This window comes from Allobrachymonas sp. (genome assembly GCF_041912815.1).
In the GTDB taxonomy this organism is placed as follows: Bacteria; Pseudomonadota; Gammaproteobacteria; order Burkholderiales; family Burkholderiaceae_C; genus Brachymonas.
This window is the reverse complement of sequence record NZ_JAYRLV010000001.1, coordinates 84,426-104,695: the sequence shown is the minus strand read 5'-3', so window position 1 is coordinate 104,695 and position 20,270 is coordinate 84,426. Positions and strand designations below refer to the sequence as shown.

The window sequence follows — 20,270 nt, the reverse complement described above, 5'->3', positions numbered from 1 at the left end:
CCTGCATCGGTATCGTCTTCAGGTATACGCATGTTCCTCAGCAAGCTTCTTCCGCACGACCAGAATTTCTACGAGCTGCTCGATCAGCATGCGGCCTGCATTGTCACTGCCGCACGGGCCTTTTCCCAAATGGTGGCCAACTATGCGGATCCCGTGGCGCGCGAGAAATTCAACCGCGAAGTCGACGAGGCCGAGCAGCAGGCCGACGGCATCAACCAGCATGTCAGCGTGGCCCTGCGCAAGACCTTCATCACGCCCATTGACCGGGACCAGATCCACCAGCTGATCGACACCATGGATGACGTGGTCGACCTGATCCAGGACTGCACCGAGACCATGTCGCTCTACGACATCCATGCGATGACGCCCGACATCGTCAACCTCACTGAAATCACCCTGCGCTGCTGCGAGGCACTGCAGGGCGCCATCGAAGGTCTGCCCCGGCTGCAGAAGCAGGAAACTGCGGCTCAAGTGGTACGCCAGTGCGCGCGCATCGACGAGCTCGAATCCGAAGCCGATCAGGTGCAGCGCGAAGCCATGAGCCGTCTGTTCCGCCAGGAGACGGATGTGCGTGAGCTCATCAAGCTCAAGGCTGTCTACGAAGTGCTCGAAAGCGTTAGTGACCGCTGCGAGGACGTCGCCAAGATCGTCGAGGGCGTGGTGCTCGAAAACTCCTGAGCATCCGCGCGGCGCCTCGGGCACCGGACTCTCCTGCACTGTGTTTTCTGCCTGCGGCAGGATTTAGTGCAGGCACCGGATGCGCCTCAAGGGCGCCATTTCACAGACCAACAGGGAATACCATGCAGGCCGCTTCAAGCGCATTGTGGATCGTCATCATTCTGGTCATGCTTGCCGTGATCTTCGACTTCATGAACGGCTTCCATGATGCCGCCAACTCCATCGCCACGGTGGTGTCCACCGGAGTGCTCAAGCCGGTGCAGGCGGTGGTGTTCGCGGCCTTCTTCAATTTTCTGGCCGTGTTCATCTTCCATCTGAGCGTGGCGGCAACCGTGGGCAAGGGCATTGTGTCGCCCGGCATGGTCGACATCCATGTCGTGTTCGGCGCGCTCACGGGAGCCATTGTCTGGAATGTCATCACCTGGTTCTTCGGCATTCCCAGCAGCTCTTCCCATGCCCTGATCGGCGGCATCGTGGGGGCTGTGGTGGCCAAGGGGGGAGCCGCATCCCTGCTGTGGGGCGGTATCGGCAAGACGGTGCTGTTCATCGTGCTGTCGCCACTGCTGGGATTCGTGCTCGGATCGCTCATGATGGTGCTGGTGTCCTGGGTCTTCCGCCATACCCGGCCCGGGGCCGTCGATCGCTATTTCCGCCGGCTGCAGCTGCTTTCCGCCGGTGCTTACAGCCTTGGGCATGGAGGCAACGATGCACAGAAGACCATCGGCATCATCTGGATGCTGCTGATCGCCACCGGCTTTGCCAAGGCAGGCGAGAGCAGTCCACCCACCTGGACGATTCTGCTGTGCTACACCGCCATTTCCATGGGAACGGTGTTCGGTGGCTGGCGCATTGTGCGCACCATGGGGCAGAAGCTCACCAAGCTCAAGCCGGTAGGGGGGTTCTGTGCAGAGACTGGCGGGGCCATGACCCTGTTCCTGGCCACGGCACTCGGGGTGCCGGTGTCCACCACACACACCATCACCGGTGCCATCGTCGGAGTCGGGTCGACCCAGCGGGCCAGCGCCGTACGCTGGGGTGTCGCTGGGAACATCGTCTGGGCGTGGATTCTCACCATTCCGGCAAGCGCTCTGGTGGCGGGCCTGGGGTATTACCTGAGTCTGGTGCTGTTCGCACACGCCTGATTGCGCCGGCACGACCGGGCGTGAGGCCATAGGGCATGGTCATGCCATGCCCTGTTTCTGCCACACAGGGTCTGTTTCTGCGACTTTCAGGGTAGATGCAACAGGCATTTTCCCTTTATAATCGTGCGTTTTCAGTGTTGTCGCTGGCCGGGTGGCCAGTTGCGTGTCTCAAGCACTGGAAGAATTTTTCCACCCGAAGGATTTGATCATGGTCGTTATTCGACTCTCCCGTGGCGGCGCCAAGGCCCGTCCGTTTTTCAATGTGGTCGTGGCCGACAAGCGCGTGCGTCGTGATGGCAGCTTCATCGAGCGCCTGGGTTTCTACAATCCCGGCGCCAAGGATGGTGAAGAAGGCCTGCGTATCGCTCTGGATCGCCTGAACTACTGGAAGAGCGTGGGTGCACAGGCATCTCCCACCGTGGATCGCCTGGTCAAGCAGCTGTCCAAGCAAGTGGCAGCAGCCTGATCGGTCGGCCCAGCGCCGGTATCCGGGCAAAGCCCAGTGGTTTCCACTGGGCTTTGCTTTTTCTGAAAAGCCCCTATGGTGCAGGTGCAGACTTGCAATGGCGCACGGCTGGGTTGGCCTTGCGCTTCCCTGCCTCATCTTTATTCATTCTCTCTTCTTCGCGCATCATGACTCCAGACCTCGCCACCTTGCTCGCTCCATCCTCTCTTCCGGAGGATGCCGTGGAGGTTGCACGCATCGGTGAGCCGTGGGGTGTGCGTGGCTGGTTCAAGATCATTCCCTACAGCACGGCTCCAGATGCCCTGCAGAAGGCCAAGATCTGGCATCTGCTGCCGGCAGAGCGGGGGGCGCGCCACTTCGGTGGTGTGCTGGATCTGCCGGTGCGTCAGGTGCGTGCGCATGGCGATGGGCTGGTTGCCCAGTCGGCTGCCATCGAAACCCGGGACAGCGCAGAGCTGCTGAAGGGGGCGCGCATCTTTCTGCCTCGGTCGGCGTTCCCTGCTCCGGCCGAAGGAGAATATTACTGGGTCGATCTGATCGGCTGTGTCGTGCGCAACCGTGAGGGTGTGGAGCTGGGTGTGGTGAAGGATCTGCTGTCCATGGGGCCCCAGACCACCCTGGTGCTGGAAGCCGCCGCACCAGAAGGCGAGGATGCCCGCCCGGTCGAACGTCTGATTCCGTTTGTCGATGCCTTTGTGGATGAGGTGGATACGGCAGGGCACCACATTCTGGTGGACTGGCAGCCGGATTACTGAGCTGCAAGCGAGTGAATCTTCATGCGTTTTGACGTCATTACCCTTTTCCCGGAGCTCATTGCCCCCTACCTGGAAACAGGCGTGACTCGTCGAGCCTATGCCTCCGGCCAGATGCAGGTGCGTCTGTGGCAGCTGCGCGATTTTGCCGAAGGACACTATCGGCGCGTCGACGACCGTCCCTTTGGAGGTGGCCCAGGCATGGTCATGCAGGCCGAGCCACTGGCCAAGTGTCTGGCAGCGATCTGGCAGGAGCGGGGAGTCGATCCTGCCACTTCTGCTGCTTTGCCTCCCGTGGTGCTGTTTTCTCCGGTGGGGCGGACTCTGCGCCATTCCGCTGTGCAGCAATGGGCGGATGGAGAGGGGGCAGTGCTGATCTGTGGGCGCTACGAGGGGGTAGATCAACGGTTCATCGATGCCAGTGTGACGCACCAGATCAGCCTGGGGGATTTTGTGCTCTCGGGGGGGGAGATTGCCGCCGTGGCACTGCTGGATGCCGTGGCCAGGCTGCAGCCGGGGGTGCTGCATGACGAGGCCAGTCATGTGGAAGACAGCTTCAATCCTGCTCTCGATGGCCTGCTCGACTGCCCGCATTACACACGGCCGGAAGAGTGGCAGGGCCGCAGAGTGCCCGACGTGCTGCTCGGCGGGAACCATGCTGCCATTGCGCGCTGGCGACGGGCACAGAGCGTGTCGCTCACCCATATGCACCGGCCGGATCTGCTGCAGGAGGCAAGGCGCCTTCCCACCTGGAGCGCGGCCGACGAACGTCAGCTCGAAGCACTGCACCGTCCGCCCAGGGACACGTCCGGGAACTGAGCAGATACGCCCCTTGCCAGCGGCTGCAGGCGCAGGCAAAGGCACGTGCCATCATGCATCTGGACTCTCCCGCTCCAGGAGTATGCGCATTCAGGGGGCTTCGGCGGTATCTGCAGTATCTGCAGAGGGAGCTGGATCGTCGAGGAAGCAGTCGCGGAAGCTGTAATACTGCGAGGCGAAGAACATGGCTCCCATGACCACCGCGACGACCTGTTCGGCAATCAGCATGAGGCCCATGCTTCCGATGGCGCTCATCACCAGCGACACCACGAGCATCGTGAGCATGACAATGCCCAGCCATGCCATGGCGTACAGGAAAAAAGCCTTGAAGTTGCGCAGGCATGCCACCACGCTGAAGAACAGGCTCTTGAGTGCCGGCACTTCATGCCAGTACACCAGTGCGGGCGCATGCCAGAAAAACATGGACAAAAGGGTCGTCAGCACGCCAGCGGTGAACGTGGACAGGAGCAACCCGGGCGATTGAATGCGTTGGATCATCTCCTGCTGGTTGAGTTTTTCACCCTCGATGAACAGGCGGATGAATTCCCCGCCATCGATCAGCCAGGTCACTCCCACCACCATGCCGAAGCCCAGCGCATAGATCGCACCGAGCTGCAGCATGGCGCTGCGACGGGAATCTGCCTGCCTGAAGGCCAGGAACAGGATCGTGGGCATGGGGTACAGCCCGGCACGGACCTTGCGCGTGGCGGCCATGTAGCCCAGCGTGCATGCGGGAAGTACGAGCAGGGCCAGGACGGGCCCGACCATGGGGAGCATTCCGAGTAGGCTCACGACCATCAGGAACATCAGGTACAGCCCCAGCAGCGCGATGGGCTTGCGCCCGAAGGTGGCCATGCCTTCGCGTACCCACTGGATGCCCTGTCCTGCAGGAACGATGTTCAGGCGCATGGGCAATCCCCGGAGTTGGGCACCGTGACCGGATGGGCGATGCGTTCGCGCAGCACCCGCTCGAAATGCACGGGATCATGGGGCGTGAGCATCTGTGCCTCGCGGGGCAGAAAATAATCCCACAGCCGCGAGATCCAGAATCGCAGGGCAGCGGCACGCAGCAGGGCGGGCATGAGCTCACGTTCGGCTGCTTCCAGGGGGCGCACGCCTTGGTAGGCTTCGAGCATGGCATCCGCTCGACGAGGTTCGAGTGCTCCGGTGGCATGGTCGATGCACCAGTCGTTGAGGCAGACGCCCAGGTCGAACAGCCAGGTGTCGACACCGGCAAAGTAGAAGTCGAAGCACCCGGTAAGGATGTCGCCGTCGAACATGACATTGTCACGGAACAGGTCTGCGTGGACCGGCCCCCGTGGCAGCGCGGCATAGGAGGCCCCTGCGGCGATGTGGTTCTGGTAGGCCAGTTCGCTGCGCAGGAGCGTGGCCTGATCTGCATCGAGATGGGGGAGCACCTGGGGAGCGGTTTCGTTCCACCATGCCAGACCGCGCAGATTGGGCTGCTGGCGCGGGTAGTCACGGGCGGCGAGGTGCATGCGCGCCAGGGTCTGGCCCACGGCTGCGCAATGCACGGGCAGAGGCTGCAGCTGGCTGCGTCCGGCAAGCCGGTTCACCACGGCGGCAGGCTTGCCGCACAGAGTGAACAGGATATCGCCCTCCCGGTTGCCGGCAGGCTGGGGGACGGGGATGCCACGCAGTGCCAGGTGCTGCATCAGGTACAGGTAAAACGGGAGCTGTTCGGCCGTCAGGCGCTCGAAGAGGGTGAGGACATATTCTCCCTGGTCGGTGGTGGCGAAGTAGTTGGTGTTCTCTATGCCGCCGGAGATGCCTTGCAGCGCCTGGAGCTTGCCGATGCGCAAAGTGTCGAACAGGGAACTGGCAGCCTCCAAGGAGACTTCGGTGAATACAGCCATGGGATCAGTGGACAGGACGAACCGGACTTCGGAGAGCCGGCCATAGGGAAAAGGGGAACCAGGCGATGCATTCCGGTCTGGGGGCGACTGGAACCATGCCCAAGAGGGGCAAGGGAATTCAGAATTTGAGCACGTTCCAGACTCGCTGGCCGCTCAGCGGGTTGGGTGTGGTGCGCTCCGGCACGATGTCGTAGGCGGGGGTATGGCCGTAGTGCGGCTGCACGCTGATGCTGCGGGCTTCGCCGCCTTCGCGGACTTCATCGATGGTGCTGCCGCTGTCGCTGTGATGGAGGTGCTCGATCTTCTGGTCATGCGTGCGAGGTGCAGCAGCATCCGCAGGGGCGATGTCGGAGGTGCGCTGGGCCGGCTGTGGTCTTTCCCGGGAACCGGAGGCCGCTGGGGAAGAGGGCACACCGATCTGAGCATCGGACTGGGCCAACGCACTGCCGGTCGGGCATCCGATTGCAAGGATCAGGGAAAGAAGAAGGCGAGAGTTCATGAAGGACACAAAAAATGGGCAGAAGATCAGCCCACTGTCGATGGGGCCGAAGGGGCGGGGCACATCCTTTTTTCCCCTGTCGGTGAGACAGGCAAGGAATGGCCGTGCGATGTCATTGCAGGTTTCCATTTTAGAGCCTCCGGCCGTGCGCCATGCCACGCTGGCTTTGCAGGCACAATCACGGCATCATGCAAGATTCGGTACCTTCTTCGTCTTCCACGTCCTCCCCGGCCTCGACTGAGAGCGGGGAGCCTTCGGCTTCTTCCGACAACACGCTGCTGCTGGTGGATGGCTCCAGCTACGTGTATCGTGCCTTTCATGCGGGGGGCAACTGGAGCGTGACCCTGCCTGACGGCACGCACCAGCCTACCGGCGCGCTGCGCATCATGGTGAACATGATGCAGTCGCTGGCCCGCGAGTATCCCACCCGCTATGCGGTGTGCGTGTTCGATGCCAAGGGCAAGACCTTCCGCAACGATCTGTACCCGGACTACAAGGCCAACCGTCCCCCCATGCCGGACGATCTGCGCAGCCAGCTGGCCCTGATTCATGAGGTGGTGGAACTGCTGGGCTGGCATGTGCTGACCATCGAAGGAGTGGAAGCCGATGACGTCATCGGTACGCTGAGCCGCATCGCTTCCGACCGGGGCATGCATGTGGTGGTGTCGAGCGGGGACAAGGACCTGAGCCAGCTGGTGGATGCGCGTGTCACCATCATCGACACCATGAACGGCAAGCGTCGGGACGTGGCGGGGGTGGAGGCCGAGTTCGGGGTACCGCCTTCCCGCATGATCGATTTCCAGACGCTGGTGGGAGATCCGGTGGACAACGTCCCGGGTGTCTACAAGGTGGGGCCCAAGACGGCAGCCAAGTGGCTGCAGGCCTATGGCTCAGTCGATGCCGTGATGGCCCATGCCGACGACATCAAGGGGGCGGCTGGCGAGCATCTGCGCAAGGCGCTGCCCTGGCTGCCCACGGCACGCACCCTGGTGACCATCAAGACGGACTGCGATCTGCGGGACCGGATCGAGGGATTTCCGTCCTTCGATGCGCTGGCCAAGCATCCGCCCCGGGTGGAGGATCTGCGCAGCTTCTATCTGCGCTATCAGTTCAACAGCCTGCTCAAGACTTTGCCGCGCGTCTCCGAGGCCCATCAGAATGGCGTCCCGACGGGGCATACGGAGGACCTGTTCGCAGAGGGGATCACTCCCGAGCAGGGACAGGCGCCGGGCGAACAGGAAGTGCGGTATGACACCATCCGCACGCAGGCGCAGTTCGAGGAATGGCTGCGTCGCATCGATGCGGCGGAACTCACTGCCATCGACACCGAAACCACTTCGCTCGACGCACTGCAGGCCCGTATTGTAGGGATCAGCCTGTGCGTGCATCCCGGTGAAGCGGCCTACATTCCTTTGGCCCACGAAGGCCCCGATGCAGGCGAGCAGCTCGCCCTGCAGGAAGTGCTCGACCGGTTGCGCCCGTGGCTGGAAGATGCGGCACGGCCCAAGCTCGGCCAGCACATCAAGTATGACCGGCACGTGCTGGCCAACCATGGCATCGAGGTTCGGGGCTATGCGCATGACACCATGCTGCAGAGCTATGTGCTGGAGGCGCATCGTCCACACAGCCTGGAGAGTCTGGCACTGCGGTTCCTGGGGCGCACCGGACTGAGCTACGAGGATCTGTGCGGCAAGGGGGCAGGGCAGAAGCCCTTTGCCCAGGTGCCGGTGCAGGATGCCACGGTGTATTCCTGCGAGGATGCCGACTTCACGCTGCAGGTGCATCGCAGGCTGTGGCCGGAGTTGCAGCTTCATGAGCCGCTGGCGCACATCTATGCGCTGGAAATGGCCACGAGCGAGGCGCTTTTCCGTGTCGAACGCAACGGTGTGCTCATCGATTCCGGCGAACTCGCGCGGCAGAGCAACGAGTTGGGACTGCGCATGCATGCGCTCGAACAGCAGGCCCATGAGATGGCTGGACAGCGCTTCAATCTGGGCTCTCCCAAGCAGATCGGCGAAGTGCTGTTCACACAGCTGGGACTGCCCGTGGTCAAGAAGACGGCTTCCGGTGCTCCCAGTACCGACGAGGAGGTGCTGGAAAAGCTCGCCGAGGATTTCCCGCTGCCTCGTGCGCTGCTGGAGTTTCGCAGCCTGTCCAAGCTCAAGAACACCTATACGGACAAGCTGGCCGCCATGGCCGACCCGGTCACGGGCAGGGTGCATACCCACTATGCCCAGGCTGTGGCGGTCACCGGCCGCCTGTCGAGCAACGAGCCGAACCTGCAGAACATTCCGGTGCGCACGCCCGAAGGGCGCCGCATCCGGGAAGCCTTTGTCGCAGGTCCCGGCAACCTGATTGCCAGCGCGGACTACAGCCAGATCGAGCTGCGCATCATGGCGCACATCAGCGGGGATGCAGCCCTGATCCGCGCCTTCGAAACAGGGGTGGACATCCATCGTGCCACTGCCTCGGAGGTGTTCGGAGTGTCGCCGGAGGCAGTCAGCGCAGAACAGCGCCGATATGCCAAGGTCATCAATTTCGGTCTCATCTACGGCATGAGCAGCTATGGACTTGCCAAGTCCCTGGGCATCGACAACGGCGCGGCACGCAACTACATCGAGCGGTATTTCGACCGCTATCCGGCTGTGCGTGCCTATATGGAGCGCACGCGCGAACAGGCGCGCGAACAGGGCTATGTCGAGACGGTCTTCGGACGACGCCTCTATCTGCCGGATATCCGCAGTCCCAACGGGCCCCGCAGGGCTGGGGCCGAGCGGGCCGCCATCAATGCGCCCATGCAGGGCACCGCTGCCGATCTCATCAAGAAAAGCATGGTGGCCGTGCAGAAGGCGCTCGATGACCGGCACATGGCCACCCGCATGATCATGCAGGTACACGATGAACTGGTGTTCGAGCTGCCTGAATCCGAGGCCGACTGGGTGCGCGAGCAGGTCCCGTCGCTCATGGCAGGCGTCGCACGGCTGCATGTTCCCCTGATCGCAGAGATTGGCATCGGGCCGAACTGGGAGCGTGCCCACTGAGGGGCAGCCTCTGCCTCACCGCCGAACGGGGAGAGAAAAGGGGAAATGCCCTTCTCAGCCCCTGGCCACGGGAAGCGGTGGCTGGTGCGTGCACCAGGCGCTCCAGCTTCCTGCGTACAGCGTGGGAGTCGGGCGGCCGCTCAGCGCCAGTGCGAGCACGTTGGGGGTTGCGCTCACACCGCTGCCGCAATAGACCGTCACCGGCAGGGCGGTATCGGTGCCCAGAAGCGCATCGAACTCCTCCCGCAGCTGGGCAGGGGACTTGAATCGTCCGTCGGGTCCCAGGTTGTCCGAGAAGGGGCGGTTGAGAGCTCCCGGAATATGGCCTGCCACAGGGTCCATGGGTTCCACGTCGCCCCGGTAGCGCGGTGCGCCGCGCGAATCGACCAGCCTGCGGTCAGGGGCGTTCAGGTGTGCCAGCACTTCTTCCGTGGAGGCCAGGCTCACCAACGCGGGCTGCATGACGAAGTCGGAAGACGTTGCAGGAGCGCCAGAGGCTTCCCCGGCGGCAAGGGGGAGGCCCTGTGCCTCCCACCCCTGCAGACCGCCGTCGAGCACCGCAACGGCAGCATGCCCCATCCATTGGAGCATCCACCAGAGCCGGCCGCAGTAGTTGCAGCCGTTGCGGTCGTACACCACCGCCTGCATCCCGTTGTGGAAACCGATGTGCCTCAGCCAGGCGGCAAAGGTTTCGCGGTCGGGCAGCGGGTGGCGACCAGCGCTCACAGCGTGGACAGGTTCATGGGTGCTCAGGGCATGGTCCAGATCGGCATAGACGGCCCCCGGAATATGGCTTGCCGCGAACATCCGGGGACCGGCTGCCGGATCTGACAGCTCGAAGCTGCAATCGAACACCATGACAGGAGCGCCGGCAGCACGCAGCTGCTGCAGCTCTTCAGGGGAGATCAGAAGGGAATGACAAGATGGCATGACGAAGATTCTCGGGACCGAAAAATGGAGGAGCGATTCTGGTCAGCGATCCGCATGCCCCTGAGCGATGCCGGGTGGAAGTGGAGGAATGCGCCTGCAGTGTTCCCGTGCATCACGAAGTGCGGTGCGCCGCTGCGCCAGACCCATGCTGCCGCAGCCAGGTGGCAGCCACTCCACTGAGCACGATGATGCCCATGCCCCACCATGCCCACGGATGCAGATGCTCCTTGAACAGCAGAATGCTGAAGAGAGAAGCATATACCAGCCCCAGGTATTGCAGAGTGGCAACCACCAGTGTCGATCCCCGGGTATAGGCCCGCGTAAGGCACAGCTGACCGAGTGAGGCAAATATTCCGGTGGCTGGCAGCAGCCAGGCCGTCTGCCAGTGCAGGGGCGTGAACCCCCCGAAGGCCAGGGTGCCGACCAGGCCCACGAGCGTGGTGCCGAGCGAAAAGTAGAACACGGTACGCAATTCGGGCTCCCCTGCCTTGCCCAGTGCACTAACCTGCATATAGGCCATGGCCGACAGCATGCCGGAGCACACACCCAGCACGCTGGGCAGAGGCGCGTTGCCCTCGAACCGCGGATCCAGCAGCAGCACGACGCCGACGAATCCCGCCACCACGGCCACGAAGAGCCAAGGGTAGGCCATTCTGCGGGTTTTCCACCAGGCACCGGCAATCAGGATCGTGCCGATCCACACGCTGCTCATGTTGTTGAGCGTCATGGCCGTGGCAAAGGGCAGGTGTCCGATGGCGTAGAACCACAGCGACATGGCCGCAATGCCGGCAGCATTGCGCTGCACATGCAGCCGGGGTACGGGCGTGGCCAGCGACAGCCCGCTCATGCGCAGCATCACCGCGAACATCACGATGCCCGTGAGCCCCCGGTACATCACAATCTCCATGGTCTGGTAGGAACTGGATGCGAGCTTGATGCAGACCCCCATCATGGCAAAGAACAGGGCGCCGAGCGCCATCCAGAGGGCTTGCATGCGATGTCAGATACGGGAGCGGTTAAAAAAGGCCCGTCCAGCAGGGTGGACGGGCCTCGGATTCAGAGAGGAGACGAGCGCACCGCATTACCGGGGCAGGGCATCCTGGGCGAGGTCTTCGGGGGATCCCACCTTGCGGCGGTACCACTCATGGAAATGCTGCATGCCATCTTCCATGGGACTTTGGTAGGGGCCCACTTCGTTGTCGCCACGCTCCAGCAGAGCCTTGCGGCCGGCATCCATGCGCTCGGCGATTTCGTCGTCCTCGATGCAGGTCTCCATGTAGGCTGCGCGCTGCGCTTCCATGAATTCGGGCTCGAAGGCCGCGATCTCCTCGGGGTAGAAGAATTCCACCAGATTGAGCGTGCGATCCACGGCAAGCGGATGCAGTGTGGACACCGTCAGCACGTTGGGATACCACTCCACCATGATGTGAGGGTAATACGTCAGCCAGATGGCACCATGCTCTGGCAGTTCGCCATGGCGGTATTTCATCAGCACATCCTGCCAGTGCTTGTAGACCGGGCTGCCGGATTTCTTGAGCTGGTTGGCAATGCCGACGGTCTGGACGGAATACTCGGGCTTGAATTCCCAGCGCAGGTCATCGCAGGTCACGAAGTTGCCCAGTCCGGGATGGAAGGGGCCGACGTGGTAATCCTCCAGATAGACCTCGATGAAGGTCTTCCAGTTGTAGTTGCATACATGCGATTCGACATGCCCCAGCACATACCCGTCGAAAGTCAGTGAGCTTGCCGGGCCCATGTCGGCGAGGTCGGCATGGATGTCGCGGCCGTTGTCCTCGAACAGCATGCCGTGCCATTCGCGCAGGCGGTAGTTGTGGAGATCCAGACACGGATCGTGGCTGAAATGGGGGGCGCCCAGCAGCTTGCCCCCGGCACTGTAGGTCCAGCGATGGAGGGGACAGACGATGTGACCACCGGATTTCTCGCCCAGGTTGCCGCGTCCCTTGAGCATGACGGCCTGACGGTGCCGGCAGACATTGGAGACGAGCTGGATGCCTTCAGGGGTGTGCACGAGCGCACGCCCCTCGTTTTCCTGGGGCAGGGCGTAGTAATCCCCCACATTCGGTACGGATGCCACATGGCCGACGTAGCGCGGCCCCTGGGCAAAAATGGTGTCGAGCTCGCGCCGGAAAAGCGCTTCGCTGAAATAGCTGCTGACGGGGAACTGGCTTTTGGCCTGCTGTAATTGAAGACTTAAATCAGACATCTTGTCCTGACCTAGAGACTCCCCCTATGAAGGGGCAGGTGCGCAAGGTGCGCGAAAAGGTGAAGCATGTCGAAACATTGCGGGAAGCACATGCCACCATGCCCCCACCGGCGAATCTTCAATTGTACCTTACACCCCCTGTTTGCAGAAATGTCCCTGTTCCCGGCCAAGGGAAGACGCATCCATGCCCGAGGTCTGGGCACCGGCAACAGGGGGAATGGCGGGAGCAGCAGCCCAACGCCGGATGCCGCACAGGAAAAGAGGCCGCCATGTTCATGGCCGGCCCTTACAATTCGAGGCATATTCACGGTAAAACCGAACGATGACCAGTAAGAAACAATCTGCCGGCGACAGAATGCCGGCCACCTACGAGGCCGCCCTGGCGGAACTGGAGTCTCTGGTGCAGACGCTGGAATCGGGACAGACGCCGCTCGACCAGCTGCTCGAAAGCTATCGCAGGGGATCGGCACTGCTCGAATTCTGCAAGGAACGCCTGGCTTCCGTGGAGCAGCAGATCCGCGTGCTCGATGCTTCCGGACAGCAGACCGGCGAAGCCGTCGGAATCCGCGAGGAGACTTCTCATGACTGAGCATATGCATACGCCGGAAATTCAGGGCGATGCTTCCTGGGCCGCGCAGCCCTTCGCAGCCTGGAATCGCCATGTGCTGGAAACCGTTGAATCCGGGCTCGATCGATGGGTGGGGCGGGATGCCCCTTCTCCGCTCAAGGAAGCCATGCGCTATGCCGTGCTCGATGGAGGCAAGCGTCTGCGGCCTCTCCTGGTGTATGCCGCAGGAGAAGCGGTGCAGGGCCATGCAGGGGCCATGCTGCGGGCGGCCTGCGCCGTGGAGCTGATCCATGCCTACTCGCTCGTGCACGATGACATGCCCTGCATGGACAACGATGTGCTGCGGCGGGGCAAGCCCACCGTGCATGTCCAGTTCGGGGAGGCGGGGGCACTGCTGGCCGGGGATGCCCTGCAGGCACTGGCCTTCGAGCTTCTCGCGCCTCCCCCGTCAGAGGACGACATGCCCGTCGAGATGCAGGCCCAGCTCTGCAGGCAGCTTGCCCGCGCGGCGGGAGTGACCGGCATGGCCGGGGGGCAGGCAATCGACCTGGCCAGTGTGGGCAAGCGCCTGTCGGCACCGGAGCTTCAGCACATGCATGAACTCAAGACAGGGGCTCTTCTCAGGGCCTGTGTGCGCATGGGAGCAGCTTGCGGAGCGGAAGTGGAAGACAGGGCGCAGGAGGCGCTGGCCGAATATGGTTCGGCCATGGGGCTGGCCTTCCAGGTGGTCGACGACATTCTGGATGTGGTGGCGGATTCGCAGACCCTGGGCAAGACAGCCGGCAAGGATGCGGCGCAGGACAAGCCCACCTATGTGTCCCTGATTGGGCTGGATGCCTCCCGGGCCTTTGCACGCGATCTGCATGACCATGCCCTGACTGCGCTGCAGTCTTCCGGACTGTCCAATACCGCACGGTTGAAGGCCCTGGCCGACCTCATGATCGATCGCGCCTTCTGAGTTCTGTCCGGCTCATTACAATCGTGAGCAGACAGGCACGCCCAGAAACCGTGCATCTCCCCCATCACCGGCAGAGGCATGTCGCCTTGGCATGCTCCTGCCCTTCAGGACGTGTCCTTCATGTCATCCTTGTTAGACAGCATTCACAATCCCCAGGAACTGCGGCGACTGCCCCGTCAGCAACTCGTGGCACTGGCCGATGAACTGCGCGGCTTTCTTCTCGACAGCGTTTCAAAGACAGGGGGACACCTCAGCTCCAATCTGGGGACCGTGGAGCTGACGATTGCCCTGCACTATGTGTTCAATACGCCCGATGATCGCATCGTGTGGGATGTGGGGCACCAGACCTATCCCCACAAGATCCTCACCGGACGCAAGGACCGCATGCCCACGCTGCGGCAATGGCAGGGACTGAGCGGTTTTCCCAAGCGCGACGAGAGCGATTACGACACCTTCGGCACCGCACATTCGAGCACCAGCATCTCGGCGGCGCTGGGCATGGCCGTGGCAGCACGCCAGCAGGGACTGACCGACCGCCAGCACATCGCCGTCATCGGGGATGGCGCCATGACGGCCGGCATGGCCTTCGAGGCCCTCAACAATGCAGGAGTCGAGGACGACATCAATCTGCTCGTCATTCTCAACGACAACGACATGAGCATCAGCCCTCCTGTCGGAGCGCTCAACCGCTATCTGGCGCAGCTCATGAGTGGACGTTTCTATGCGCAGGCACGCCATGTGGGCAAGAGCGTGCTCAGGAATGCGCCCCCGCTTCTCCACCTGGCCAAGCGGCTGGAGGAGCAGGCCAAGGGCATGGTGGTGCCGGCCACGTTGTTCGAGAAGTTCGGCTTCAACTACATCGGCCCCATCGACGGGCATGATCTCGAATCGCTCATTCCCACCCTGGAAAACATCCGCAAGCTCAAGGGCCCCCAGTTCCTGCACGTGGTGACCAAGAAGGGGCACGGCTACGAGCTCGCAGAGGCCGACCCTGTGGCCTACCATGGCCCCGGGAAGTTCGATCCTGCCGTGGGGCTGCAAAAGCCTGCAGGCACGCCCAGGACCACCTTCACCCAGGTGTTCGGAAAATGGCTGTGCGACATGGCTGCGCACGACAAGCGTCTGGTTGGCATCACGCCGGCCATGCGCGAGGGGTCTGGCATGGTGGAGTTCCATCGCCGCTTCCCCGACCGCTATTACGACGTGGGTATTGCCGAGCAGCATGCCGTGACCTTTGCGGCCGGTCTGGCCTGCGAAGGGCTCAAGCCGGTGGTGGCCATCTATTCCACCTTTCTGCAGCGTGCCTATGACCAGCTGATCCATGACGTGGCGTTGCAGAATCTGCCGGTCGTGTTCGCACTGGACCGGGCCGGACTGGTCGGAGCCGATGGTCCGACCCATGCCGGCAACTACGACATCGCCTTCACGCGCTGCATTCCCAACATGAGTGTGGCCTGCCCAGCCGATGAGGCCGAATGTCGGCAGCTCCTGTCGACCGCCTATGCCCAGAACAGCCCGGTGACGGTGCGGTACCCCCGTGGAGCAGGTGTGGGGCATCCCCCCCGTGAAGGACTGGAAGAGCTTCCCTATGGCAAGGCCGAGCTGCGCCGGCAGGGCAGGCGCATCGCCATCCTCGCTTTCGGCACGCTGCTGTACCCGGCGCTGGAAGCCGCCGAGCGGCTTGATGCCACGGTGGTCAACATGCGGTGGGCCAAGCCGCTCGACCATCAGATGCTCATGCAGGTGGCAGAGGGGCACGAGGCACTTGTCACCATCGAGGACGGCTGCATCATGGGAGGGGCAGGCAGTGCCGTCATGGAGCATCTGCAGGCACATGGGCTGAGTCGGCCGGTGCTGCAGCTGGGATTCCCGGATGTGTTCATCGAACACGGAGACCCGGTGCGCCTGCTGCAGATGCAGGGACTCGATGGCGCAGGGATCGAGACCTCCATCCGCCAGCGCTTCGGGGCATCCTGAAACAAGCGCATGCAGCTGGTCTCGGACAGACGAGTGCCGGTGGATGCTTTGGCAGTCGTGCATGTTCCGCACCAGGCATGGGAAAGTGCGGACGCAGGTCCTGCAGGGGAGCGTCCTATAATTCGGCGATTTTCCAAGTTGGATGACTTCAAGGGAGTAGAGATGGATCGACGTTCACTGGTCAAGAACCTCGGGATCGCCGGGGCTACGGTGGCTGCAGGCGCGCTGGCGGCGTGCGGCAAGAAGGAGGGTGCCGATGCCGGTGCCTCCGGTGCTGTGAAGGGGGCGTCTGCCGTGCAGAGTGGCGAGACTGTGCGCTGGCGTCTGGCTTCGAGCTTTCCCAAGTCGACCGACACCATCTACGGCAGCGCAGAGCGGTTCGCGGAAACCGTCAAGCAGCTCTCGGGCGGCAAGTTCGAGGTGACCGTGCATGCAGCCGGTGAGCTCATGCCGGCCTTCGGCGTGGTGGATGCCCTGCAGAACAACACCATCGAGATGGCAGAAACCGCGTCCTACTACTTCACTGGCAAGGATCCGATCTTTGCCTTTGGCTGTGCAGTGCCTTTCGGGCTCACCACGCTCCAGATGGATGCCTGGATGGACCAAGGCAATGGCCGCAAGCTCATGGACGAGTTCTACGCCAAGTACAACATCAAGAGTGCCAGCGCCGGCAATACCGGTACGCAGATGGGGGGGTGGTACCGCAAGGAAATCAACACCCCCGAGGACCTCAAGGGGCTGAAGATGCGCATGGGCGGTGGCGTGTTCGGCGAAGCCATGCAGAAGCTGGGCGTGGTGTCCCAGAACATGCCGGCCGGCGACATCTACCAGGCGCTGGAGAAGGGCACGCTCGATGCCGTGGAATTCGTCGGCCCCTATGACGACGAAAAGCTCGGCTTCAACAAGGTGGCCCCCTATTACTACTATCCCGGCTGGTGGGAAGGCAGCGCCGAGCTGGAATTCTTCATCAATGCCAAGGCCTACAACGCTCTGTCGGCCACCAACAAGGCCATTGTCGATGCGGCTACCCGCGTGGCTGCTGCCGAGACCACAGCCAAGTACAACGCGCGCAACCCCGGCGCCCTCAAGCGTCTGGTGGCTGCCGGCACCCAGCTCAAGCCTTTCTCCAAGGAAGTGATGGACGCCGGGTTCAAGGCCTCGATGGAGGTGTTCGCCGAGCACGAAGCCAAGTCGCCCGAGTTCAAGAAGATCCACCAGTCGATGCGTGAATTCCAGCGCGACCAGATCCTCTGGAACCGCTTCTCGCAGTTCCGCTTCGACAGCTACATGGCGACGGTCAAGGTCTGATCCTGGCTGCGGCGCAGCTGGTGCGCCGTCTGTCTGTGCATTCCGAGGCGGGGATGTGCCGCAGCAGGTCACAGGCAGCGCCCGCAGGCTGCCCTTCTCAGGCTCCCTGTGCCCTTTTGGGCAGGGAGCCTTTGTTTTTGGCGGAGGCTTCACGAAGAGAGCGCAGCCTCCGCCTCCCTTCATGCGGCCGAGATGGCGTCGAGCAGGTCCGATTCGAGCCGGGCCTGCACCGGGCCGGATGACAGGCCCTTGCCCTTGACGAGGAAGGTGTCCTCCACCCGGTCGCCCATGGTGGAGATGTGCGCGAGCTGCAGGTGGATATGGTCGTGCGCCAGCACGCGGGTGATGCGGTAAAGCAGTCCCATGCGGTCGCTGGCGTTGATGGTGATGAGCCAGTGCTCGACCTTTTCATCCGGGGTGAACTGGACCGTCGGCGTCATGGGGAAACTCTTGGCCCGGCGCGAGAGTCGGCCATGCGAAGGTTCGGGCAGGGCGCCCGGATGCTCAAGGACGTGGGTGAGCGAGCTTTCGACCATGGTCATGAATTCGCGGTAGTGCTCGGGCATGATGGAGGTGACCACCTGGAAGGTATCGAGTGCGTAGCCGTCGGTGGTGGTGTGGACCTTGGCATCCAGGATGCTGAACGAGGCGCTGTCGAAGTAGCCGCAGATGCGGGCGAACAGCTCGGGCTGGTCGGGGGTGTAGACCAGCACCTGCAGTCCCTCGCCGTGCGGCGAGAGCCGGGCGCGAACGATGGTTCTGCCCTGCCCGGCATGGCGGGCGATGTGACGCGTGTGCCATGCGATTTCGTTGGCGTCGTGCCGCATGAAATAGCTCACGTCCAGGGCGTTCCAGAGCTTGAGGTGGCCTTCGAAGGGCATCGAGTAGCGCGCCAGTTCGACCTGGGCATCGCGCTTGCGTGCTTCCACCAGCGCATCCAGATCGGGCACGTGGCCACCGAGCACGCGCAGCGTGGCCTTGTAGAGGTCTTCGAGCAGCTTGCCCTTCCAGCCGTTCCAGACCTTGGGGCTGGTGCCGCGGATGTCGGCCACGGTGAGCAGGTAGAGGGCGGTGAGGTAGCGTTCGTTGCCCACGGTCTTCGCAAAGGCGGTGATGACATCGGGGTCGCTGATGTCCTGCTTCTGGGCCACCATGCTCATGGTCAGGTGCTGGCGCACCAGAAAGGCGATCAGGTCGGTGTCTTCCTGGGAGATGCCATGGATCTTGGCGAACTTGCGCACTTCCTGCTCGCCGAGCTGGGAGTGGTCGCCTCCGCGGCCCTTGGCGATGTCGTGGAACAGGGCTGCGGTGGAGAGGATCCAGGGGGCATCCCAGCCGGCGGCGAGCTGGGAGCAGAAAGGGTATTCGTGCGCGTGCTCGGGGATGAAGAAGCGCCGCACGTTGCGCACGACCATGAGAATGTGCTGGTCGACCGTGTAGACGTGGAACAGGTCGTGCTGCATCTGGCCCACGATCTTGCGGAACACCCAGAGGTAGCGGCCCAGCACGGAGGTCTGGTTCATCAGGCGCAGGGCATGGGTGACGCCCGAAGGGGCCTGCAGGATCTCCATGAACTGGCGATGGTGGACCGGATCGCGCCGGAAGGCACTGTCCATGATCACCCGGGCGTTGTAGAGCGCACGCAGGGTGCGGGCAGACAGACCGCTGATGCCGATTTCCCGCTGGGCCAGGATGAAGGTTTCCAGGATGGCGTGCGGTTCACGGAAATACAGGTCGTCGGTGGCGACTTCGAGCAGGCCGTTGTTGTCGAGGAAGCGCTCGTTGATGGAGGGCAGGTGCCGGGGTTCCTGGGTCTGCTGTTCGTAGTCGATGTCCGTCACGGCCGTGCTGGCGACCGGGTTGACGGTTTCCTGCAGGGCCAGGGCGGAGTTGCCCGATTCCTCGGCCTGGATGGCGGCCCTGGCCTGCTGGGCTCTGGCGCTGTCCTGCAGGCGCTTCATGGCTTCGGTGACCGGTGCGGGATCGTCCTCGCGCGTGTGGCCGCTGGCCTGCAGCCGCTCGGCAATGTTGAGCAGCAGGATCTGGGTGAGCTGGGTGACGGCCTTGGCGGTCCAGTAGTAGTGCTTCATCAGCGCTTCGCTGGGGCGCAGCGGACTGGTCTTGCCGGCTCGGGAGGAGGGGGTTTCCAGCGCATAGCCGAAGAGCTTGGCGACGGGGTCCTGCAGATCGAAGATGAGACGGTCCTCGCGGCGGCGCGCGACCATGTGGAGGCGGGTGCGGACGAGGCTCAGCATGACGTAGCTGCGCCGCACATGGCGTGCTTCATAGGGTGTCATGAGCCCGCTGCGCATGAGCGCGCTCCAGGAGTCTCCGTAGCCGGCTGCCTTGGCTACCCAGAGCACGACCTGCAGGTCGCGCAGGCCACCGGGAGATTCCTTGCAGTTGGGTTCGAGCGAGTAGGGCGTGTTCTCGTACTTGCCGTGGCGCTGACGCATCTCGAGCGTCTTGGCCAGATAGAACCCGTAGGGGTGCATGGCACTGTCATAGGCGGCGCTCAGCGCGTCGTAGAGGTCGGCGGGGCCTGTGATGAGGCGGCGTTCGAGCAGGGCGGTCTGGACGGTGATGTCCTTTTCGGCTTCGGCCACGCATTCCTGCACCGAACGCACGCTGGAGCCGATTTCGAGGCCCATGTCCCAGCAGCTGCCCACGAAAGCCTCGATGCGCTGGCGCAGGTCGGCCCCCGCTTCCTGCATGGGCATGGGCAGGAGGATGAGCACATCGACGTCCGAGTAGGGGTACAGCTCGCCTCTGCCGAAGCCACCCACTGCCGCCAGCGCAACCCGTTCGCGGTCGAGCCCATGCTGCTGCCACAGGGCCGTGAGCGAGTGATCGGTGAGTTGCGCCAGCCGGTGCAGGATGCCCATGATGCTGCGCATGGCGCGCACGCTGCCGGATTCATCGGCCAGCGGCGCGAGCAGGGCCTGCTTGGCGGCCTGGTAGTCCTGGCGCGTGAGCGGGGCAGGGGCGGAGAAGGGAGACGGAGTGCTCATGGGAAAGGGGAAAAGGCAGA

The 20,270-nt window shown here is 63.1% G+C and carries 18 protein-coding genes; 11 read left to right on the top strand and 7 right to left on the bottom strand.

Going from position 1 to position 20,270, the window contains the following annotated elements; all coding sequences use genetic code 11:
- Nucleotides 1-30: 30 nt before the first annotated feature.
- The 5 genes from ACE3P9_RS00460 (at nt 31) to trmD (ending at nt 3,857) form a co-directional block, all read left to right on the top strand.
- Complete coding sequence (locus ACE3P9_RS00460; RefSeq protein ID WP_374490857.1) at nt 31-678, top strand: DUF47 domain-containing protein; 648 nt, start codon at nt 31-33, stop codon at nt 676-678.
- Nucleotides 679-800: 122 nt separating this feature from the next.
- Nucleotides 801-1,820 carry an anion permease gene (locus tag ACE3P9_RS00455; RefSeq protein WP_374490855.1) on the top strand — a complete coding sequence of 340 codons (1,020 nt, stop codon included), beginning with the start codon at nt 801-803 and terminating at the stop codon, nt 1,818-1,820.
- Between the two features lie 208 nt (nt 1,821-2,028).
- Nucleotides 2,029-2,286: a 30S ribosomal protein S16 gene (gene rpsP, locus ACE3P9_RS00450; RefSeq protein ID WP_374490853.1), complete on the top strand. Its 258-nt coding sequence runs from the start codon at nt 2,029-2,031 to the stop codon at nt 2,284-2,286.
- A gap of 167 nt (nt 2,287-2,453) precedes the next feature.
- On the top strand, nt 2,454-3,041 hold the full coding sequence (gene rimM / locus ACE3P9_RS00445) for a ribosome maturation factor RimM (RefSeq protein WP_374490850.1): 588 nt from the start codon (nt 2,454-2,456) through the stop codon (nt 3,039-3,041).
- Between the two features lie 21 nt (nt 3,042-3,062).
- A complete protein-coding gene (trmD, locus tag ACE3P9_RS00440; protein ID WP_374490848.1) occupies nt 3,063-3,857 on the top strand; it encodes a tRNA (guanosine(37)-N1)-methyltransferase TrmD in 795 nt (264 codons plus the stop codon).
- Nucleotides 3,858-3,947: 90 nt separating this feature from the next.
- Here the strand turns inward: trmD and ACE3P9_RS00435 are convergent, their stop codons facing one another.
- From ACE3P9_RS00435 to ACE3P9_RS00425, 3 genes are all read right to left on the bottom strand, one after another.
- A complete protein-coding gene (locus tag ACE3P9_RS00435) occupies nt 3,948-4,766 on the bottom strand; it encodes a BPSS1780 family membrane protein (RefSeq protein ID WP_374490845.1) in 819 nt (272 codons plus the stop codon).
- The gene (locus ACE3P9_RS00430) at nt 4,757-5,734 is read right to left on the bottom strand and encodes a homoserine kinase (RefSeq protein WP_374490843.1); all 978 of its coding nucleotides are present in this window, start codon (nt 5,732-5,734) and stop codon (nt 4,757-4,759) included. The genes ACE3P9_RS00435 and ACE3P9_RS00430 overlap by 10 nt, the downstream gene beginning before the upstream one ends.
- Nucleotides 5,735-5,852: 118 nt before the next feature.
- Nucleotides 5,853-6,233 carry a hypothetical protein gene (locus ACE3P9_RS00425; RefSeq protein ID WP_374490841.1) on the bottom strand — a complete coding sequence of 127 codons (381 nt, stop codon included), beginning with the start codon at nt 6,231-6,233 and terminating at the stop codon, nt 5,853-5,855.
- Here ACE3P9_RS00425 and ACE3P9_RS00420 point away from each other — a divergent pair.
- Nucleotides 6,232-6,474: a hypothetical protein gene (locus ACE3P9_RS00420; protein ID WP_374490839.1), complete on the top strand. Its 243-nt coding sequence runs from the start codon at nt 6,232-6,234 to the stop codon at nt 6,472-6,474. The genes ACE3P9_RS00425 and ACE3P9_RS00420 overlap by 2 nt on opposite strands.
- The gene (gene polA / locus ACE3P9_RS00415; protein ID WP_374490837.1) at nt 6,422-9,274 is read left to right on the top strand and encodes a DNA polymerase I; all 2,853 of its coding nucleotides are present in this window, start codon (nt 6,422-6,424) and stop codon (nt 9,272-9,274) included. The genes ACE3P9_RS00420 and polA overlap by 53 nt, the downstream gene beginning before the upstream one ends.
- Nucleotides 9,275-9,328: 54 nt before the next feature.
- On the opposite strand, the gene ACE3P9_RS00410 is transcribed toward polA, so the two are convergent.
- The 3 genes from ACE3P9_RS00410 to ACE3P9_RS00400 all read right to left on the bottom strand — a co-directional run bounded on the left by ACE3P9_RS00410 (nt 9,329) and on the right by ACE3P9_RS00400 (nt 12,428).
- Entirely contained in the window at nt 9,329-10,204 is an 876-nt protein-coding gene (locus ACE3P9_RS00410) for a sulfurtransferase (RefSeq protein ID WP_374490834.1), read from the bottom strand.
- Nucleotides 10,205-10,316: 112 nt separating this feature from the next.
- Nucleotides 10,317-11,198, bottom strand: coding sequence for a DMT family transporter (locus ACE3P9_RS00405; RefSeq protein ID WP_374490832.1), 882 nt, complete (start codon nt 11,196-11,198; stop codon nt 10,317-10,319).
- A gap of 87 nt (nt 11,199-11,285) precedes the next feature.
- Nucleotides 11,286-12,428 (bottom strand): aromatic ring-hydroxylating dioxygenase subunit alpha, encoded by a 1,143-nt coding sequence (locus ACE3P9_RS00400; protein ID WP_374490830.1) that lies wholly within the window; start codon nt 12,426-12,428, stop codon nt 11,286-11,288.
- Between the two features lie 322 nt (nt 12,429-12,750).
- On the opposite strand from ACE3P9_RS00400, the gene xseB reads away from it, so the two are divergent.
- The 4 genes from xseB to ACE3P9_RS00380 all read left to right on the top strand — a co-directional run bounded on the left by xseB (nt 12,751) and on the right by ACE3P9_RS00380 (nt 17,239).
- Entirely contained in the window at nt 12,751-13,017 is a 267-nt protein-coding gene (gene xseB, locus ACE3P9_RS00395; protein ID WP_374490828.1) for an exodeoxyribonuclease VII small subunit, read from the top strand.
- Nucleotides 13,010-13,954 (top strand): polyprenyl synthetase family protein, encoded by a 945-nt coding sequence (locus ACE3P9_RS00390; protein WP_374490826.1) that lies wholly within the window; start codon nt 13,010-13,012, stop codon nt 13,952-13,954. Before xseB ends, ACE3P9_RS00390 begins: the two co-directional genes overlap by 8 nt.
- 120 nt (nt 13,955-14,074) lie before the next feature.
- On the top strand, nt 14,075-15,931 hold the full coding sequence (dxs, locus tag ACE3P9_RS00385) for a 1-deoxy-D-xylulose-5-phosphate synthase (RefSeq protein WP_374490824.1): 1,857 nt from the start codon (nt 14,075-14,077) through the stop codon (nt 15,929-15,931).
- A 162-nt stretch (nt 15,932-16,093) separates the two neighbouring features.
- Nucleotides 16,094-17,239: a TRAP transporter substrate-binding protein gene (locus tag ACE3P9_RS00380; RefSeq protein ID WP_374490822.1), complete on the top strand. Its 1,146-nt coding sequence runs from the start codon at nt 16,094-16,096 to the stop codon at nt 17,237-17,239.
- Nucleotides 17,240-17,418: 179 nt separating this feature from the next.
- Here the strand turns inward: ACE3P9_RS00380 and glnD are convergent, their stop codons facing one another.
- Entirely contained in the window at nt 17,419-20,250 is a 2,832-nt protein-coding gene (gene glnD / locus ACE3P9_RS00375; RefSeq protein ID WP_374490820.1) for a [protein-PII] uridylyltransferase, read from the bottom strand.
- Nucleotides 20,251-20,270 lie beyond the last annotated feature (20 nt).

Excerpts from the sequence above, each read along its gene's own strand:
- ACE3P9_RS00400 (WP_374490830.1), bottom strand. The coding sequence starts at position 12,428 with ATGTCTGATTTAAGTCTTCAATTACAGCAGGCCAAAAGCCAGTTCCCC.
- ACE3P9_RS00420 (WP_374490839.1), top strand. The coding sequence starts at position 6,232 with ATGAAGGACACAAAAAATGGGCAGAAGATCAGCCCACTGTCGATGGGG.
- ACE3P9_RS00425 (WP_374490841.1), bottom strand. The coding sequence starts at position 6,233 with ATGAACTCTCGCCTTCTTCTTTCCCTGATCCTTGCAATCGGATGCCCG.
- ACE3P9_RS00410 (WP_374490834.1), bottom strand. The coding sequence starts at position 10,204 with ATGCCATCTTGTCATTCCCTTCTGATCTCCCCTGAAGAGCTGCAGCAG.
- glnD (WP_374490820.1), bottom strand. The coding sequence starts at position 20,250 with ATGAGCACTCCGTCTCCCTTCTCCGCCCCTGCCCCGCTCACGCGCCAG.
- trmD (WP_374490848.1), top strand. The coding sequence starts at position 3,063 with ATGCGTTTTGACGTCATTACCCTTTTCCCGGAGCTCATTGCCCCCTAC.
- dxs (WP_374490824.1), top strand. The coding sequence starts at position 14,075 with ATGTCATCCTTGTTAGACAGCATTCACAATCCCCAGGAACTGCGGCGA.
- ACE3P9_RS00390 (WP_374490826.1), top strand. The coding sequence starts at position 13,010 with ATGACTGAGCATATGCATACGCCGGAAATTCAGGGCGATGCTTCCTGG.
- rimM (WP_374490850.1), top strand. The coding sequence starts at position 2,454 with ATGACTCCAGACCTCGCCACCTTGCTCGCTCCATCCTCTCTTCCGGAG.
- polA (WP_374490837.1), top strand. The coding sequence starts at position 6,422 with ATGCAAGATTCGGTACCTTCTTCGTCTTCCACGTCCTCCCCGGCCTCG.
- xseB (WP_374490828.1), top strand. The coding sequence starts at position 12,751 with ATGACCAGTAAGAAACAATCTGCCGGCGACAGAATGCCGGCCACCTAC.
- ACE3P9_RS00435 (WP_374490845.1), bottom strand. The coding sequence starts at position 4,766 with ATGCGCCTGAACATCGTTCCTGCAGGACAGGGCATCCAGTGGGTACGC.
- ACE3P9_RS00460 (WP_374490857.1), top strand. The coding sequence starts at position 31 with ATGTTCCTCAGCAAGCTTCTTCCGCACGACCAGAATTTCTACGAGCTG.
- ACE3P9_RS00380 (WP_374490822.1), top strand. The coding sequence starts at position 16,094 with ATGGATCGACGTTCACTGGTCAAGAACCTCGGGATCGCCGGGGCTACG.
- ACE3P9_RS00430 (WP_374490843.1), bottom strand. The coding sequence starts at position 5,734 with ATGGCTGTATTCACCGAAGTCTCCTTGGAGGCTGCCAGTTCCCTGTTC.
- ACE3P9_RS00455 (WP_374490855.1), top strand. The coding sequence starts at position 801 with ATGCAGGCCGCTTCAAGCGCATTGTGGATCGTCATCATTCTGGTCATG.
- rpsP (WP_374490853.1), top strand. The coding sequence starts at position 2,029 with ATGGTCGTTATTCGACTCTCCCGTGGCGGCGCCAAGGCCCGTCCGTTT.
- ACE3P9_RS00405 (WP_374490832.1), bottom strand. The coding sequence starts at position 11,198 with ATGCAAGCCCTCTGGATGGCGCTCGGCGCCCTGTTCTTTGCCATGATG.